Source organism: Acinetobacter sp. USHLN143 (assembly GCF_037145695.1).
GTDB lineage: Bacteria > Pseudomonadota > Gammaproteobacteria > Pseudomonadales > Moraxellaceae > Acinetobacter > Acinetobacter fasciculus.
Genome location: NZ_JBBCWZ010000005.1, coordinates 1 through 16,447, shown reverse-complemented (window position 1 = coordinate 16,447; position 16,447 = coordinate 1). Strand labels below are relative to the sequence as shown.

General features: G+C 46.7%; 14 protein-coding genes. 3 read left to right on the top strand and 11 right to left on the bottom strand.

Annotation, left to right across the window (positions count from 1 at the left end; all coding sequences use genetic code 11):
- Nucleotides 1–27: 27 nt before the first annotated feature.
- The 3 genes from nusA to WFH18_RS02615 are packed head-to-tail and all read left to right on the top strand — an operon-like array spanning nucleotide 28 to nucleotide 4,635.
- Nucleotides 28–1,512, top strand: a complete 1,485-nt coding sequence (gene nusA / locus WFH18_RS02625; RefSeq protein WP_004281105.1) for a transcription termination factor NusA — start codon at nucleotides 28–30, stop codon at nucleotides 1,510–1,512.
- A gap of 10 nt (nucleotides 1,513–1,522) precedes the next feature.
- On the top strand, nucleotides 1,523–4,231 hold the full coding sequence (gene infB / locus WFH18_RS02620) for a translation initiation factor IF-2 (protein ID WP_004281106.1): 2,709 nt from the start codon (nucleotides 1,523–1,525) through the stop codon (nucleotides 4,229–4,231).
- Nucleotides 4,231–4,635 (top strand): ribosome-binding factor A, encoded by a 405-nt coding sequence (locus tag WFH18_RS02615; protein ID WP_004281108.1) that lies wholly within the window; start codon nucleotides 4,231–4,233, stop codon nucleotides 4,633–4,635. Before infB ends, WFH18_RS02615 begins: the two co-directional genes overlap by 1 nt.
- 87 nt (nucleotides 4,636–4,722) lie before the next feature.
- Here the strand turns inward: WFH18_RS02615 and WFH18_RS02610 are convergent, their stop codons facing one another.
- The 11 genes from WFH18_RS02610 to WFH18_RS02560 all read right to left on the bottom strand — a co-directional run.
- Nucleotides 4,723–5,124, bottom strand: coding sequence for a Na+/H+ antiporter subunit G (locus tag WFH18_RS02610; protein WP_004281110.1), 402 nt, complete (start codon nucleotides 5,122–5,124; stop codon nucleotides 4,723–4,725).
- Nucleotides 5,125–5,134: 10 nt separating this feature from the next.
- Nucleotides 5,135–5,410 (bottom strand): monovalent cation/H+ antiporter subunit F, encoded by a 276-nt coding sequence (locus WFH18_RS02605; RefSeq protein WP_004281111.1) that lies wholly within the window; start codon nucleotides 5,408–5,410, stop codon nucleotides 5,135–5,137.
- On the bottom strand, nucleotides 5,407–5,925 hold the full coding sequence (locus WFH18_RS02600) for a Na+/H+ antiporter subunit E (RefSeq protein WP_004281112.1): 519 nt from the start codon (nucleotides 5,923–5,925) through the stop codon (nucleotides 5,407–5,409). Before WFH18_RS02600 ends, WFH18_RS02605 begins: the two co-directional genes overlap by 4 nt.
- The gene (locus tag WFH18_RS02595; RefSeq protein WP_004281113.1) at nucleotides 5,925–7,733 is read right to left on the bottom strand and encodes a monovalent cation/H+ antiporter subunit D; all 1,809 of its coding nucleotides are present in this window, start codon (nucleotides 7,731–7,733) and stop codon (nucleotides 5,925–5,927) included. The genes WFH18_RS02600 and WFH18_RS02595 overlap by 1 nt, the downstream gene beginning before the upstream one ends.
- On the bottom strand, nucleotides 7,733–8,098 hold the full coding sequence (locus tag WFH18_RS02590; protein WP_004281114.1) for a Na+/H+ antiporter subunit C: 366 nt from the start codon (nucleotides 8,096–8,098) through the stop codon (nucleotides 7,733–7,735). The genes WFH18_RS02595 and WFH18_RS02590 overlap by 1 nt, the downstream gene beginning before the upstream one ends.
- A 4-nt stretch (nucleotides 8,099–8,102) precedes the next feature.
- A complete protein-coding gene (locus WFH18_RS02585) occupies nucleotides 8,103–10,940 on the bottom strand; it encodes a monovalent cation/H+ antiporter subunit A (RefSeq protein WP_164542826.1) in 2,838 nt (945 codons plus the stop codon).
- A 436-nt stretch (nucleotides 10,941–11,376) separates the two neighbouring features.
- Nucleotides 11,377–12,759, bottom strand: a complete 1,383-nt coding sequence (locus WFH18_RS02580) for an ATP-binding protein (protein WP_005263922.1) — start codon at nucleotides 12,757–12,759, stop codon at nucleotides 11,377–11,379.
- A 41-nt stretch (nucleotides 12,760–12,800) separates the two neighbouring features.
- Nucleotides 12,801–14,303 (bottom strand): UvrD-helicase domain-containing protein, encoded by a 1,503-nt coding sequence (locus WFH18_RS02575; protein ID WP_005248388.1) that lies wholly within the window; start codon nucleotides 14,301–14,303, stop codon nucleotides 12,801–12,803.
- Between the two features lie 15 nt (nucleotides 14,304–14,318).
- Nucleotides 14,319–15,101: a bifunctional phosphoribosyl-AMP cyclohydrolase/phosphoribosyl-ATP diphosphatase HisIE gene (gene hisIE, locus WFH18_RS02570; protein WP_005263919.1), complete on the bottom strand. Its 783-nt coding sequence runs from the start codon at nucleotides 15,099–15,101 to the stop codon at nucleotides 14,319–14,321.
- Between the two features lie 226 nt (nucleotides 15,102–15,327).
- Nucleotides 15,328–16,215, bottom strand: a complete 888-nt coding sequence (locus WFH18_RS02565; protein WP_005249710.1) for an SDR family NAD(P)-dependent oxidoreductase — start codon at nucleotides 16,213–16,215, stop codon at nucleotides 15,328–15,330.
- Between the two features lie 36 nt (nucleotides 16,216–16,251).
- Nucleotides 16,252–16,447: transposase (locus WFH18_RS02560; RefSeq protein WP_336754579.1), on the bottom strand; the 196-nt coding region annotated here is incomplete at its 5' end.

The window sequence follows — 16,447 nt, the reverse complement described above, 5'->3', positions numbered from 1 at the left end:
AATAAAAATTTAACGAATAGGTGACGTATGGCACGTGAAATTCTGACCGTCGTTGAAACGGTTAGTAACGAAAAAGGTGTACCTCGTGAAGCGATCTTTGAAGCGCTTGAGCAAGCTTTAGTTGCTGCGACAAAGAAAAAATTCTACGAAGGAACACATTCGGAAGAAGCACGTTTACGTGTGGAAATCGATCGTAAAACAGGTGACTATCGTACTTTCCGTCAGTGGGAAGTGGTTGCAGACGAAGACCATGAAATGCCAGCTTGTCAGGATGCCATCTCTGATGTTGATCCGGCAAAATGGTCGATTGGCGACATTCGTGAGCTTGAAGTTGAATCGATTGACTTCGGTCGTATTGCAGCGCAAATTGCCAAGCAAGTGATCGTACAGAAGATCCGTGAAGCAGAACGTGCACTCGTAGCCGATGCTTACGAATCTAAAGTCGGCGAGCTGATCTACGGTGAAGTGAAAAAACAAACCAAAGACGGCTTTATCATTGACCTAGGTGACAATGCTGAAGCGTATCTTGCTCGCGAAGAAATGATTCCGAAAGAAATCCTTCGTCCGAAGCAACGCGTGAATGCGATTCTATTCAATGTCAACCGTGAAGGTCGTGGTGCGCAGTTACAACTGTCACGTGCTAAACCGGATATGCTGATTGCATTGATGAAGAAAGAAATCCCTGAGATTTCTGAAGAAATTATTGAAATTAAAGCGGCGGCTCGCCAACCAGGCGTTCGTGCTAAAATTGCAGTGAAAACCAATGACCACCGTATTGACCCGGTGGGTGCTTGTATTGGTATGCGTGGTACCCGTATTCAAGCTGTACAGCAAGAGCTCAATGGCGAGCGTATTGATGTGGTAGTTTGGTCGGATGATCCTGCGCAATATATCGCAAGTGCATTGGAACCAGCAGATGTATCGAGTATTGTCATCGATGAAGATGCACGTACTGCAGATATCATTTTCGCAACCAGCGATCAGTTGGCACGTGCGATTGGTTCACAAGGTCAGAACGTTCGTCTGGCATCTGAATTGACTGGCTACAAGCTGGACATGATGCTGGAAGAGGAATACTACGCCCGTCAACAAAACGAAGCGCAACAATATTTAGACATGTTTGTTACCCGTCTGGATATCGCGGAAGATTTGGCGATGGCATTGGTAGAAATGGGCTTCACCTCGCTTGAAGAAATTGCTTATGTTCCTGCAGAAACGTTTGATGAAATCGAACTGGATGCGGAACTGGTTGAACTACTGCAAAGCCGTGCGAAAGAAATTGCACTTGCTGATGCATTACAACAGCAAGAGAACATACAAGCGCCAAGTGAAGAACTTGTTGCAATGGAAGGCATGACAGTAGAGATCGCGCAAGCGCTAGCAGCTCGTGGTGTGGTAACAGTGGATGATTTAGCAGATCAGGCGACTGACGATATCGAAGATATTGAAGGTTTGGGTGCTGAGAAAGCAGGTCAACTCATTATGAAAGCGCGCGAATCATGGTTTAACTAGGAGGTAGTATATGACGGACAAGTCGATTAAAGAGTTAGCCCTCAATGTGGGTAGTCCAGTTGAGAAGCTCCTAGAGCAGGTTCGTGAGGCAGGTTTACCACAGCGTAAAGCTGACGATATTATTACCACCGAACAACAAGATAGCTTGATGAGCCATGTGAAAAAGTCACAGGGTTCAGAAAGCCAAGCAGGGCAAATCACGTTGAAACGTAAAACGACTAGTACGGCTAAAGTAGCCAGTACTTCAGGTAAGGCGAAAACGATTAATGTAGAAGTTCGCAAGAAGCATACATTTGTTAAGCCGGATCCAGAGCAGATCAAAGCAGAAGCATTGGCGAAAGCCAAGGCTGAGCAACAGGCTAAAGCTGCGCCTGAGCAGAATACAGCACAAGCTGCTTCTGCTGAAGCTCCAAAAACTGGCGTAAATAACGCGAATAAAGCTCTAGAAGCGATGCGTGCTGCTGCAAAGCAAACCAGCGACAAGCAAGAAGTTTCTAAAGCTGCAGTTGTGGTAAAACGCAAATCAACCAACAAGCCGATTGTGAAGCAAGTTGTTAAACCAACTGAAACCGCTGAACAGAAAAAGGCACGTGAAGCAGAAGCAGCAAAATTAAAAGCTGTTGAAGAAGCAGCACGTCGTAAAGCGGCTGAAGAAGCGCAGCAACGTACGCTTGAACAAATGCGTCAAATGGCGTCTAAGTACACCGCGGAAGATACTGCTGCAACGATTCGTGTTGTTGATGATTCTCCTCTGGCTGCCGGTCTTGTTGGTCAGGCATATGAAGACTCATTTGCGAAAGAAGACCGCGAAATCAAACGTGGTACGAATACGCCGAGCGCGCGTGCACCGAAAAAAGGTGGTCGTCGTGGTCAGGAAGAGCAAAGCTTCAGCAAACAGCCTAAGCGCGGTTTAAAAACCAGTCAAGGCAACAAGCACGGCTTCGAAAAACCTGTGAAAAAACAGGTTTACGATGTTGAAATCGGTGAAACGATTGTCGTTGCTGACTTAGCTGCGAAAATGGCAGTTAAGGTTCGTGAAGTGATTAAATCACTCATGAAAATGGGTGAATTGGTTACTCAGAACCAGGCGATTGATCAAGAAATTGCTGCACTTGTTGTGGAAGAAATGGGCCATAATCCGGTACTGGTTTCTGATACACAAGCTGAAGATAACTTGCTTGAAGCAGCTGAAGAAGCACGTGGTGCGCAATCTACGCGTGCGCCTGTTGTTACCATTATGGGTCACGTTGACCATGGTAAAACATCGCTGCTTGACCGTATTCGTCGTGCAAAAGTGGCTGCTGGCGAAGCGGGCGGTATCACACAGCATATCGGTGCTTACCATGTAACTACTGATAAAGGTATGATTACATTCCTTGATACTCCGGGACACGCAGCATTTACTGCAATGCGTTCACGTGGTGCGAAAGCAACAGATATCGTGGTTCTGGTTGTTGCAGCAGATGATGGTGTAATGCCACAAACTGCAGAAGCAATTGACCATGCACGTGCTGCAGGTACACCAATCATTGTTGCAATCAACAAGATGGATAAAGAATCTGCTGATCCAGATCGCGTATTGAATGAATTGACTGTGAAAGAAATCGTGCCAGAACAATGGGGTGGTGACGTTCCAGTGGCAATGGTTTCTGCACATACTGGTCAAGGCATTGATGAACTTCTTGATATTATTTCGATTCAAGCTGAACTTCTAGAGCTTAAGGCATCTGAAGAAGGTGCTGCACAAGGTGTCGTAATTGAAGCACGCGTAGATAACAGCCGTGGTGCAGTAACATCTATTCTGGTTCAAAACGGTACATTGAAAGTAGGTGATCTTGTTCTTGCCGGTTCATCTTATGGTCGCGTTCGTGCGATGACGGATGAAAATGGTCAGCGTATCAAATCTGCAGGTCCTTCGATTCCAGTGGAAATTCTGGGTCTTCCAGAAGCGCCAATGGCAGGTGACGAAGTTCTTGTGGTCAGCGATGAGAAGAAAGCACGTGAAGTTGCCGATGCGCGTATGGATCGTGAACGTCAAAAACGTCTTGAGCGTCAATCTGCAATGCGTCTTGAAAACATCATGGCGTCTATGGGCAAGAAAGATGTGCCTATCGTAAATGTTGTGTTGAAAACTGACGTACGCGGTACCTTGGAAGCCTTGCATGTAGCACTTGCTGAGCTTGCGACTGATGAAGTTAAAGTACGTATCATCGGTTCTGGTGTAGGTGCGATCACTGAGTCTGACGTGACACTGGCTGAATCTTCAGAAGCAGTTCTACTCGGCTTTAACGTACGTGCGGACAACGCTGCGCGTCAAAAAGCAGATGCAGACAGTATCGACATTCGTTACTACTCAATCATCTATCAATTGATTGATGATGTGAAAGCAGCAATGAGCGGTAAGCTTGCACCAGAACATCGTGAAACGATTCTGGGTGTTGCACAAGTACGTGAAGTATTCCACTCAAGTAAGTTTGGTGCGGCTGCGGGCTGTATGGTACTTGAAGGCGTATTGCATCGTAACAAACCGATTCGCGTATTACGTGATGATGTGGTTGTGTTCCAGGGCGAGCTTGAATCTCTTCGTCGCTACAAAGAAGTGGTTGAAGAAGTTCGTGCCGGTATGGAATGTGGTCTTGCGGTGAAAGGCTATAAAGACATCAAAGCACTTGATAAGATCGAAGTGTACGATGTTCAACTGATTAAACGGAGTCTTTAATGGCGGGTAGTCAACGTCTGAAGCGTATGGCGGATACAGTACAACGCGAGTTGTCAGAACTGATCCGTCAGGAGCTGAAAGATCCACGCTTAGGTGGTCTCGTGACCATCTCTGCGGTGAAGGTGAGCCCAGACCTGGGATATGCGGAAGTTTATGTCACTGTGATGGGACGTGAACTTGGCGATGAGCAAAGCCAAGAAGCCAATAAAGAAACTTTGGATGTGTTGAACAAAGCATCTGGTTTCTTGCGCCATGAGCTGAGTCGTCGTATCAAAACCCGTATTACGCCTCGTCTACGTTTCCATTATGATAAGACCAATGCATATGGTAACTATATGTTTGGTCTGATCGCTGAAGCAGTGAAGGACTTACCTGAAGCTGAAGCAAAAAAAGATGATGAATAAGTCTTAGGACTAAAAAAGCTACCTTCGGGTGGCTTTTTTTATCTCTAGATTTTTTTAGATTTAAAAGAACTTGAATTGCTTGCTCAATTAATCGAAATCATCATTACGATTGATTTTCTTTTCATAAAAGGTACGACGGCGTGAGCGCTGCCAAGGCAGAGGGCGTTCCAGCGTTTCCGGAACCTCGCCACTCAAAGAGCGTAAACGCAAATGTAATGCAGCCTGTGCCATCAGATTGGCAGATACCGGTGCGGTAATGAAGGCGAACAGGGTGATGAGCACTTCAGCAAAACCGAAACGGCCATATATGGCCGAGAACAGAATTGAGGCCATCAAAAAGCTGCCCAGGCCCAAAGTACTGGATTTGGTCGGGGCGTGCAGACGCATAAACAGATCGGGCAGACGGACCATACCGATCCCGCCGACCAACATAAAGAAAGCACCAATCAATAAAAAAATCGACACCAGTATTTCTAAAATTAAGGACATTTAAAAACTCCTAGTCGATCACATGGCCAGTGGTGAAATAACGTGCCAAGGCTGTAGTCGAAACAAAGCCAAGCATCGCAACCAGTAAGGCCCCTTCAAACAGGAAGCTGCTACTCCAGTAAATCCCTAAAATGACAATCAGACAGGTGGCATTCAGGAACAGGGTGTCGAGTGCCAACAGACGATCCACGATAGAAGGGCCAGTGATGAGTCGGATCAGGCAGAGTAACATCGAGACAGTGATAGCACCTAGGCAAATCATTAATGCATAAGGCAGAATAGTCATGCTTTTTCTCCTGTCTGTGCGCTGAAAATTTCAATCAGAGGCTGTTCGTAGCGCTGTTTGATTGTTTCGATTTCTGCTGCTTCATCCTCTGTGCTTAAGGCATGAACCAGAATATCACCACGATCCTGATCAATGCCTGCAGATACTGTACCGGGCGTTGTGGTAATGATCATTGCCAGCAAGGCATTGACTTCCTCATGCTCGGTTTCCAAAGGCACGCGAAACCATTTTGGATGCAGGTTCTTGGTTGGACCAAGTACCAGTTTTGCGACTTTAATATTGGCTACTACAATATCCCAAACCACGACAAAGAAAAGGCGCACGGCAGGAGCCCACTGGATATTCGGGGTATAGTCAATAAAAGGTGCAACCATTTTCGGAATGACAATCGCCAGAACCAGCGCGAAAAGCAATGTTCCAGCTTCCAGATTATGTGCCAGTAGAATCCAGCTTAGCCCAACGATCACAGAAACTAGCGGATGCGGGAACCAACGTTGCAGGAATGATACAGCCATTAAGGTCCCTCCACCGGTTTAAGTTGATTATCATCATATCTGTTTTGTTCAACATACTGCTGATCAATCTGGCGTTGCTTGAATTCAGAAATATTTTCACCTTCCAGAGTGGCTTCCGAAATCGTATAAGGAACCAGATGTGCATTCGGATCGACTGTCTCACCACCGTACTTGGTTTCAGGTAAATAGCTTGGATCAAAAGGTTGCACACTAATAAACTGGCCTTCTGCATCGCGTTTTAACAAGGCAGCTTCATAAACCGGATTATTTTTAATCTGTTCCGCAGTCTGATAATTATATTGATAGATCGGTCCGGCAAACACCACATAGGCAGTCAGGCCAGCAAGCAATAGATAGATTACACGATCATTACGTGCCGGTGCCTTACTTGGTAAAGCTTCATATTTGTGAAAATCTTCAGAATTAAGGTCATCCTCAGGTCTGGTCGAACGCCAGAACAGCACGAAACCAACCCTGGTAAAGGCCAGAATACTGAGGAAGCTTACCAATAAAATGGTCAGGATAATAATCATCTGATAGTCTGAATTGGCAGAAGCCTGCAAAATAAAGACTTTACCGAAGAAACCACTAAACGGTGGCAGGCCTGCCATCATCAAGGCAATGATGAAATAGACAATCGAAACCAGCTTGTTCTGTTTCATCAGTGGCGCGATTTTAAAATGATCCTTAAATTCGCCGCGCTGTGAGGTAATCCAGCCTGACAGGATATAAAAGGCTGCGCCAATCAGGGTACTGTGCACCATATAATACAATGCACCGGCCCAGGCTGCAGTCGTATTCATACCGATTGCTACCAGAATTGTTCCGACTGAAGACAGCACCATAAAGCCGATAAAACGGCGCAGACGTTCTGTGCCGATTGCACAAATCACGCCATAAACCGACGTAATCAGACCAATCACCAGCAGGCAATTCATCAGAATCTGGTGGCTGTATTCATCATCAAAAACAGTTCCATTAATCCGTAAAATTGCATACACCCCGACTTTGGTCATAATGGTAAAGAGTGCTGCCACAGGTGTGGTGGCTACGGCATAGGTTTTGGGTAACCAGAAGCCGAGCGGTAACATCGCTGCTTTAATTCCAAACACGACAAACAGCATTAATCCACCAGCAACCGCCAGCTTGTGCTGATCTTCAGCGAGGGTAGGCATCAAGCGGGCCACATCTGCCATATTCAGACTGCCGACACTGCCATAAATCATCCCGAGTCCAATCAGGAACAGGGCAGAAGCAAACAGGTTGATGGTGACGTAATGGATTCCCAGCTGGAAACGGGCCTTGCCTTGTCCATGTAGCAGTAGTACATAGGATGCCATCAACAATATTTCAAAAAACACGAACAGGTTAAACAGGTCACCGGTCAGGAAGGCACCGGTCAAACCCATGAGCAGGAAATGTACCATGGCATGGAAATAACGCCCACGCATATCCCATTCTTTACTGGCATACCAGAGCACCGGCACTGCAAGGGCATAGGTCAAAACCAGCATCATCGCAGAGAGCTGATCGAGAACCAGTACAATACCAAAAGGTGCGACCCATTCGCCCAGCGTATAAACATTGATCTGACCCTGACTACTGTCTACTAAATAGCTGACAGCAATGATCAGGCCCAAGATACTTGAGACATAGCTGATACCCCGACGCCAGGGCTGACGCCAGTCCGTCGCCAGAGAGCCTGAACCCGGGTTGCCTAAAAGAACCAGGACAAAAGCGGTAAAGGCCGGTAAAAGAATACTGAAAATAGGGGTATGTTGATTCCAGAAATTGAGAAGATCAGTCATTAAGGCTCATCCTCGCGCGGGTCAAGATTTGGTATTTCTTCTTTGGAGTCAACGTGGTCTGTTCCTGATTCGTAGCGGCTACGCAATGCCAGTTGGACAATAAAGGCAGTGGTGGCAAAGCCAATCACGATGGCTGTCAGCACCAGTGCCTGAGGAAGGGGATCGGTCACTTTCGAGGCTTCAGTCAATACTGCAGGCGAATTCATCTGAATTCGGCCCATGGCAAATAAAAACAGGTTGACTGCATAACCAATCATGGCGAGACCCAACACTACCGGGAAGGTACGGGCACGTAGGATCAGATAAATGCCTGTGGCCGTCAGCAGGCCAATCGCAGAGGCTAATAAAAATTCTAAACTGATCATTCTATTATCCTCTTGGTACAGGGCCAGTCATGCTTGAGTGACGTGAATCGCCCAAGACTGAAATCATCAGCATCGTTGCACCCACAACAGTGACATAGACGCCAACATCAAACAGCGCAGCCGAAGCCAAATGCATTTCTCCAATCATTGGCGGAGAGACATAAATATGTGCACTGGTCAGGAATGGACGTGACCAGAACCAGGCTGCGATTCCAGTCAATCCTGCAATCGTTAAGCCGATCCCGATCCAGATTTCATACAGGCGACCGGATTTGGCGCCAAGCAACTGTTCGGTTTTGTCCTGTCCCACTGCGATATATTGAATAATAAGTGCCAGTGAAGTCACTAGTCCGGCAATAAAACCACCGCCCGGCAGGTTATGGCCACGCATAAAGATATACAGGCTGACTACCAGCGCGACCGGCAAAATCCAGGATGCGGTAATACGCAACATCAGCGGGGATGGGTTAAAACGATAGGTCAGGCCCTGGGTCATGGTGGTGCCATGCGCACGCATGCCATCCATCAGGCTGAGTACACCAATCGCTGCAATGCCGAGTACAGTAATTTCGCCGAAGGTATCGAAACCACGGAAATCGACCAGAATTACATTCACGACATTGGTTCCGCCGCCCAGTGGAATCGACTGTTGCAGGAAGAACCATGAAATGGAATTGTGATCACGGGTCATGATCAGCCAGGCAATTGCCGCAATCCCGAGACCGCCGCCCAAGGCAATAATGGCATCACGCCAGCGACGGGTCGGACTCGATTCATACGGTGTTAACTGAGGCAGTAAAGATAAACTCATCAGTAGTAGAACCGTGGTGACCACATCGACCGTAATCTGGGTCAATGCCAGATCGGGCGCCGAGAAGCCGATAAAGACCATGGTGACGACCAGGCCGACTGCACCGCTAATCAGTACCGCTTTAATCCGCTCATGATGGAACCACAGCAGCATCCAGCAGGCAGAGAACAGCAGTAACCACAAGATAATCGCCAGGGCAGGGGCATGGGTCAGCTCGCGTGTACCCGTACCCACTGCATTGCTGAGTAATGGGAACCCCACCAGCCCGACGGTAAAAATTACAATCCACAATAAATAGCTTTGCAATTTGCCATTTTCAGTGGCACGGCGGAAACGGCGTGAATTCAGCAGCAAATTTTTCAAAAACAGGTCGAACAGCACTCGGCCCTGTAAGCGGCCCAGTTTTGGATCCAGGTCGATTTCACGTAAGGCGCCACCTTTGGCGAGAGAAAAGTAAAAGATTATTCCGCCGAGCAGAGAAATCACACTCATCAGAAGGGGCAGGTTGAAACCATGCCAAAGCGCCAGATGAGTGCCTTCAAAGGCAAAATTCTGGGTGGTGGCTTGAGTAGTGCTGTTGACAATTTTTTCCACCAGAAGAGCCGGTAATAGACCGACTAAAATACATAAAATTGCTAACAAAGTGGCCGGTGCGCGCATACCAAAGGCAGGTTCATGTGCATCTTTATTCGGGACCTGCTTGCCTAGCGGACCATCGAAAAAGACTCCATGCACCAGTCGAATGGAATAAGCCACCGCAAAAATCCCGGCCAGTGTCGCGACAATAGCAGAGCCGACCATAAGTGGACCACTTAAACTGGCGACCAGTTCGGTAAAGAACATTTCCTTAGACAGGAAACCATTGGTCAACGGTACACCCGCCATGGATGCTGCCGTGATCATGGTCAGCGTGGCGGTAAATGGCAGTAATTGCCATAGGCCAGACAGTTTACGTAAGTCACGAGTCCCGGATTCATGATCGATGATGCCGGCAATCATAAACAGTGCCGCTTTAAAGGTGGCATGGTTAATAATATGGAAAATCGCTGCTGCAACAGCCAATGGTGAACCAATCCCGAGCAGACACATGATCAGACCTAAATGGCTGATGGTGGAATAGGCGAGCAAGCCTTTCAGGTCTTCCTTAAAAATGGCAAAGAAGGCGGCCATGCACAGGGTAAACAGACCAACAAAGGTCACAATATTATGAAACAGTGCAGCACCGGCAAAGATCGGGAGCAAACGTGCTACCAGGAATAAACCGGCTTTGACCATGGTGGCCGAGTGCAAATAGGCAGAGACCGGTGTCGGTGCAGCCATGGCATTGGGCAACCAGAAGTGAAACGGGAACTGCACACTTTTGGTAAAGGCGCCGAGTAAAATCAGCAACAAGGTTGGAACAAATAAATGATGGGACTGAATCTGTTCAGTCATCATCAGGATTTGATCAAGCTGATAGGTGCCGGTAATTTGACCGAGCAGGACAAAACCGCCCAGCATCGCCAGACCACCCATTCCGGTAATGGTCAGGGCCATACGTGAGCCACGTTGTGCCGCTTCGTAATTGCTCCAGTAACCTACCAGCAAGAAGGAGGAAATACTGGTTAGTTCCCAGAAAACCAATAAGATAATCAGGTTATTCGACAATGAAATTCCGAGCATCGCCGCCATAAACAGCATCAGCAGGAGATACAGTTTGCTCAGTGAATTTTTTGGATTAAGGTAATAATAGGCATAAATATAAATCAGGGTACCAATTCCGCTGATCAGCAAGGCAAACAGCAGTCCCAGAGAATCCAGGCGAAAACTGAAATCGATGCCGAGCTGGGGCAGCCAGGACCAGGTCTGGGTCATCACTGCGCCGTCAAATATGGCAGGCGCCTGACTCAATAATAATAAGAAACTGCTGAGGCTGACACCAATTGCCCCTAAAGCCGTTACCCCGCGCGAAAATTGCTTCAGCCACGAGACAAGGGTTGTGCCTAATACTAACGGTAACAATATAATAATCGGCAGCACACTCGTATCCATTGTCATGATTTAGGTTTTGACCAACCTAAGGTGAATCTTTATCTTTCAAGGACTACAGAACCACAAGGAGCGACCCAAACTTCTCAATCTTGAAAGCCAAAAGAATATTCAAAAAGAATATAAAACAGTTGTATTGCGCAACTTATAAACGATAGCAAATTCCGATTTTACAATGAAATTCGCAAATAAAACCGATCATATTACAGGATAACAACAACATCAACGTTTTTATGTAGAACTTATAAATTATACGCCGGCTCGGTTTTAACAGGCGCTGCATGCTTAAACAGATCATCCAGAAGTGACCGAAAATTAAGATTAAATTGCAGGCATTGATTGTAAATTTGACTCAAAATAGTTTAATCAGGGCAAAAAGAGAATGCTGAAAAGGCTTCCTTGTTTACTCAAACAGTCGCTCTTATTTTTTTGAATCTGTTTAGAGCGACTGAGGTAGCGTCGGATGATGCTCCTGAGCAAGTAAAGCGAGCAATTCTTGTTGCTGTTCCGGATTTAACTGTTGTTGAATCATTTGCAATACAGCAAGCGGTGTGATGGGTTCGGTGACCGTTTCCAATAAAGTATCTTCGGGCGAGATATCTTTATTTCGCTGCAGTTCCAGCTCTGCGTAGATCTGATCAAACTGGGTTTTCATACTTTCAAGATGAATGGGGTGCAGCTGTTTATTTTCCAGTTTCAGACATTGAAAGGCGTGTGCCTGTTCCAGTAATTCAGGCCGGTTGCCGGTCGCAATAATCTGCAAGTTAGGAAAAGCCTGATGCAGGCGTGACAGGATTACTGCTGCCATCTCCTGATCCAGTTGATGATCAATCGCATCAATCAGTAAAACACCTGTACCTTCCTGACATGGAAATAAACTATTGGGATTCAATAGACAAAGACGCCGCACAATATCACCCACCAGCGCAATCCAGTTGCGGATACTGTTGGGCAGTTGCTGGAAGCTAAAGGTCTGTTGCTGATAGGTTACCATCAGTTGCAGCTTGGGCTGGTATTTTAAATATATCTGGCTGACTTCTGGCATGATCAGCGACAGGGCCTGTTTTAAAGCGGTGAGATTTGGTGCATGCAGATGTGCCTGGGCTTTCTCGATCTGCCGAGCCAGTTCATCTCCGCGACTGTTTTCAGGCTGCTGCAAGGCACGCGCCAAAATCTGGTCCATAATCTTGGCACTTTGCGCATTTTCAATATCACTGATTTCACGAAACCATTCAAAAAAACGAGCAAAGGTGGTGAAAGGAATCGCAGCGATTTCATAAGCATGTGCGGACTGGAGAATGGCCGGGTTATTTTTGCTGAGCAGATTGACTTCATTGGTAAAGCGTTCAGCAGGATAATAGGCAATTAGCGGCAAACCGAGCAGGGGATCGTGCAAGCGGGCTTTGTGATACAGGCTGAGCATGCTTTCAAGCTGTGAGGTTTCTGCTTTGCTAAAACCCAGACCCTGACTGTTTAGGGTCTTGTAGATTTGCCATGAACAGCTTTGTAGGTTCGCAGGCTCAGACTGACTGGATTCTGGCAAGCTGCCCATCTCTTCAGGAAAACCAATCCGGATGTCAATTTTGGATTGCAGCCGGTTTTGCATGATGTCCTGATCTTGCATCACAAGACCGGCAGCACGGCTGTCGCGATAACGGGCTGCAAACCAGGTCAGTGCCTGATAGCTAAAACGTAAAAGCGTAGTTTTGCCAGTTCCCTGATTGCCCAGAATCAAGGTGACCGGGCATTGCGGATAATTAAACTGAAGCTGAATGTCGGAAAAATGCAGGGTATGTTTCAGTTGAAACGCTTGGATGTGCATAGATCACCTGTCCTATGAGGTTTACATCCATGCCATGCACTTTAACCGACTGCCTGCCGAAGCGACTGTGGCATTTTGATCTTCAGTTGCTGAATCAGGTCATAAATGTGATGAATATTTAAACTCACTTTAGCACGTGTACAGGCCACGTAAAGTAATCTTAATTCTTCATCACTAATTTTATGGTCTTTTTCATTCAGCTTAAATTGATAGTCATCTTCAATATGAACCCGATCCCATTCCAGACCTTTGGCCTTGTGTGCCGTGGAAATAATATAATCGGCTTGGGCAATTGGGGTGATTTTAGCCAGGGCTTTCTTTAGTGGATCAGTCCCATGTTCGTCCACCAGTTTGACCAGTGGCTTGATGTCACTACCTTCATTGGTTTCACAATATTCATGGACATCATGCCAGGAGTTGAACCAGGCTAGTTCCGGCACATCAACCACACGTTTGCCCTGTTTCAGCATGGCAGCCGCATCGACAAAACGATTCAGTTTGACATGGTCGGCTTGCAGGCTGACTTTATCACCACGAACTAAACCCGCTAATAACAATTCCATGGCGCGGGCATTGGTCCGGCATAAAATTGCATCGCGCATTTTGGTATGCGGTTTATTCACGACTTTAGAGTCTAATTGCGGATTGCCGAGTAAAGGCACAGTTTCATTTAAGGCACCTAAAATGGCATTGGCATTCAGGGCAATTTCAGGACCGAAACGAAATGAGGTGGTCAGACGTGATTCTGGTAAGGGCAGTTGCTGCATGGCATTGACTGCACCACGCCAGGCATAAATCTGCTGATGCGCGTCTCCGACATAAATCACCTGGGTGCTGCGCTGTTTCAGCAAAATCCCCAGCATTAAGGGATCGGCATCCTGTGCCTCATCGAATAGCACATAATCGGCCGGGATATTCGGTTCAGACAGCGCCCAGAGTTTCAGGTAAATGTCATGACCGATGCCGGCCTGATGATTTGGATCAATCGACTCTAACCAGCGTCGCTCGACTGCCGGATAAAGTTTCTTCTGTAAAGTCTCGATATCATCCGAATGCAGCCAGCTTGGCGCCTGAATATGCCGCGGGGCAGGATACTGCGAACTGGTCGAGCAGAAATAGCCGACCGCATTGGCAACCAAACTTGCCAGACGAGAAGGCATCAATACATATTTTTCATAACGCCCACCCATCATACGGCGCATGGTCATCGGTTCAAGCCGGTATTCTTTGGCAATAAAACTTGGACTCAAGCGTGGCAAGCGCAGTTTGTCAGTGACTCCACGTGGAACACTGCGAAACGCCAGCGAGTGAAAAGTGCGGCAATCGACACCTCGGTGAAACTTGGCCTGCGCTTCACTGGCAATGGCCTTGTTAAAAGCCAGATACATGCCACGTCTTTGTGGCATGGCATCACTGATCATTTGCAGGGTAGTGGTTTTACCTGTGCCCGCATAGGCAATCACCTTAAAGGATTTACCCAGACGTGCGTTATCAATGGCAGTGGCCTGCTCATAGGTCGCGGTCGGTTTTTTTAAATCAGACACAGATGAATTCAAGGCTTAATGCTGACGGTTGGCTTTTTCAACCAGGCCGGATAAGCCTTGGCGACGTGCCAGTTCATTTAATACCAATTGCACATCCAGGTCGAAATAGCCGAGCATGACGATAGTATGGAACCACAGATCTGCCACCTCATAAATCAGATCATTTTTATTGTCTTCAGAGACCTGAGCGTTGAAATCTTTGGCAGCCAGCACGGTCTCAAAGCTTTCTTCACCGACTTTTTCCAGAATCTTGTTCAGGCCTTTATGGTACAACTTGGCCACATAAGATGAATCTGGATCGGCCTGTTTGCGTTCTGCCATCATCTGACCCAGATAGGACAAGACTTCGACCTGTTCAGATTGGGCGGTTGACGCTTCCATCGCCAGCGTATGCGGATTCGTGGATTTTTCGCCATAAATCGCAGAGGGATCTTTCAACTGTGCATCGACAATTTCCCAGCCATTTGGCGTGAGTTTGCGATAGAAACAGGATTCGCGACCGGTATGGCAGGCAATGCCGCCATGCTGTTCAATTTGCAGCACAATTACATCGGCATCACAGTCCAGACGGATTTCATGTACCGTTTGAAAATGTCCTGATTCTTCGCCCTTATGCCATAACTTGCTACGTGAACGGGAGAAATACACGGCTTGGTTTTTCTCAGCCGTCAGTGCCAGCGCTTCACGATTCATCCAAGCCACCATCAAGACACGACCAGTTTGATGATGCTGGGCAATGGCAGGGACTAATCCTTGTTCGTTAAATTTTACTTCATCGAGCCATTGCGCGTTGTTCATAAGGGTTTCCATCATTTCAATCAAAATATAAAAATACGGATAGGAAATATCCGCAGATAGTGTACGTGATCTCGCAGCATTTGCGGCAAAAATCTGTGTCGATAAAGACAGGCTATGTCGTGTGTGATCCAGATGAGCTTGCTTTCACCTAGAGATTTAAAACTGAGACATCAAAAAAGCCGCCCGATCGGCGGCTCGTATTTTCAGGAAATTATCCCAGTAAAAATTACCAGTGTTCGCCCGGGAACAGCCGTGCATATGCTTTTTGCACCAAGTTTAATTTTTGTGGTTGGCCCACAGATGCAGTTGAACTTGGGAACAGGTTATAGCCAATCGACATCAAGACATTGTTGATATCCGGTGCAATTGAATAGGTAATGGAAGCCAGGCGGCCCAAACCGGTCGCCACTTTTTTCGAACGTTTCACAATCGCATAGGCAATCAGGTCAGCCGCCTGTTCTGGGGAAAGCGTCGGTACATATTTATAGATTTTGGTCGGCGCAATCATCGGGGTACGCACCAAAGGCATATAGATCGATGTGATTGCGATTTTATGTGAATGTACTTCTGCAGACAGGCAGCGGCTAAAGGCATCCAGTGCAGCTTTTGAAGCGACATAGGCTGAAAAACGGGTGGCATTGGCCAGTACGCCAATCGAACTGATGTTAATAATATGACCCGCGCGACGAATCATCATTTGCGGCAGGATATTCATCACCAGACGCACCGCGCCGAAATAGTTCAGCTGCATGGTACGTTCAAAATCATGAAAACGATCTACCGACTCATGTACGGCACGGCGAATCGAACGTCCTGCATTATTGATCAGAATATCAATATGATCGACTGAGGCAATAATCTGTTTGGAAACTTCATCAATCGCTTCCATATTGTTTAAATCACATGGAAAGATTGAGGCTTTGCCGCCTTTGGCTTCAATTTCTGATTTTACTTGTTCTAGGGTTTCCTGAGTACGGGCCACCAGTAAAACATGGGCACCTGCATCAGCCAGTTGATGTGCTGTCGTTAAACCAATACCGCTGGATGCACCGGTAATCAGGACGGTTTTACCTGCAACACGTTTTTCCAGTTGTTTGTGTAGTCTAGTTTTCACGTTTGTTATCCCTAACCTGAGTTCGATGAAATCCACTTAACCTTTTAGCATATTTTGGAAAGTTGGCTTATTGGGGTTCAAACAATAAGCCACTACAGCAGCCATGATATTCACCATGAAATTATTTACCGAACGATGACGTGAATGTTCAAGTTGATGTAAATTTTTTAATTGATCATTCACTGTTTCGATCAATCCTCTTCTGCAAAGTAATTGTTTTTCTTCTTCAGTT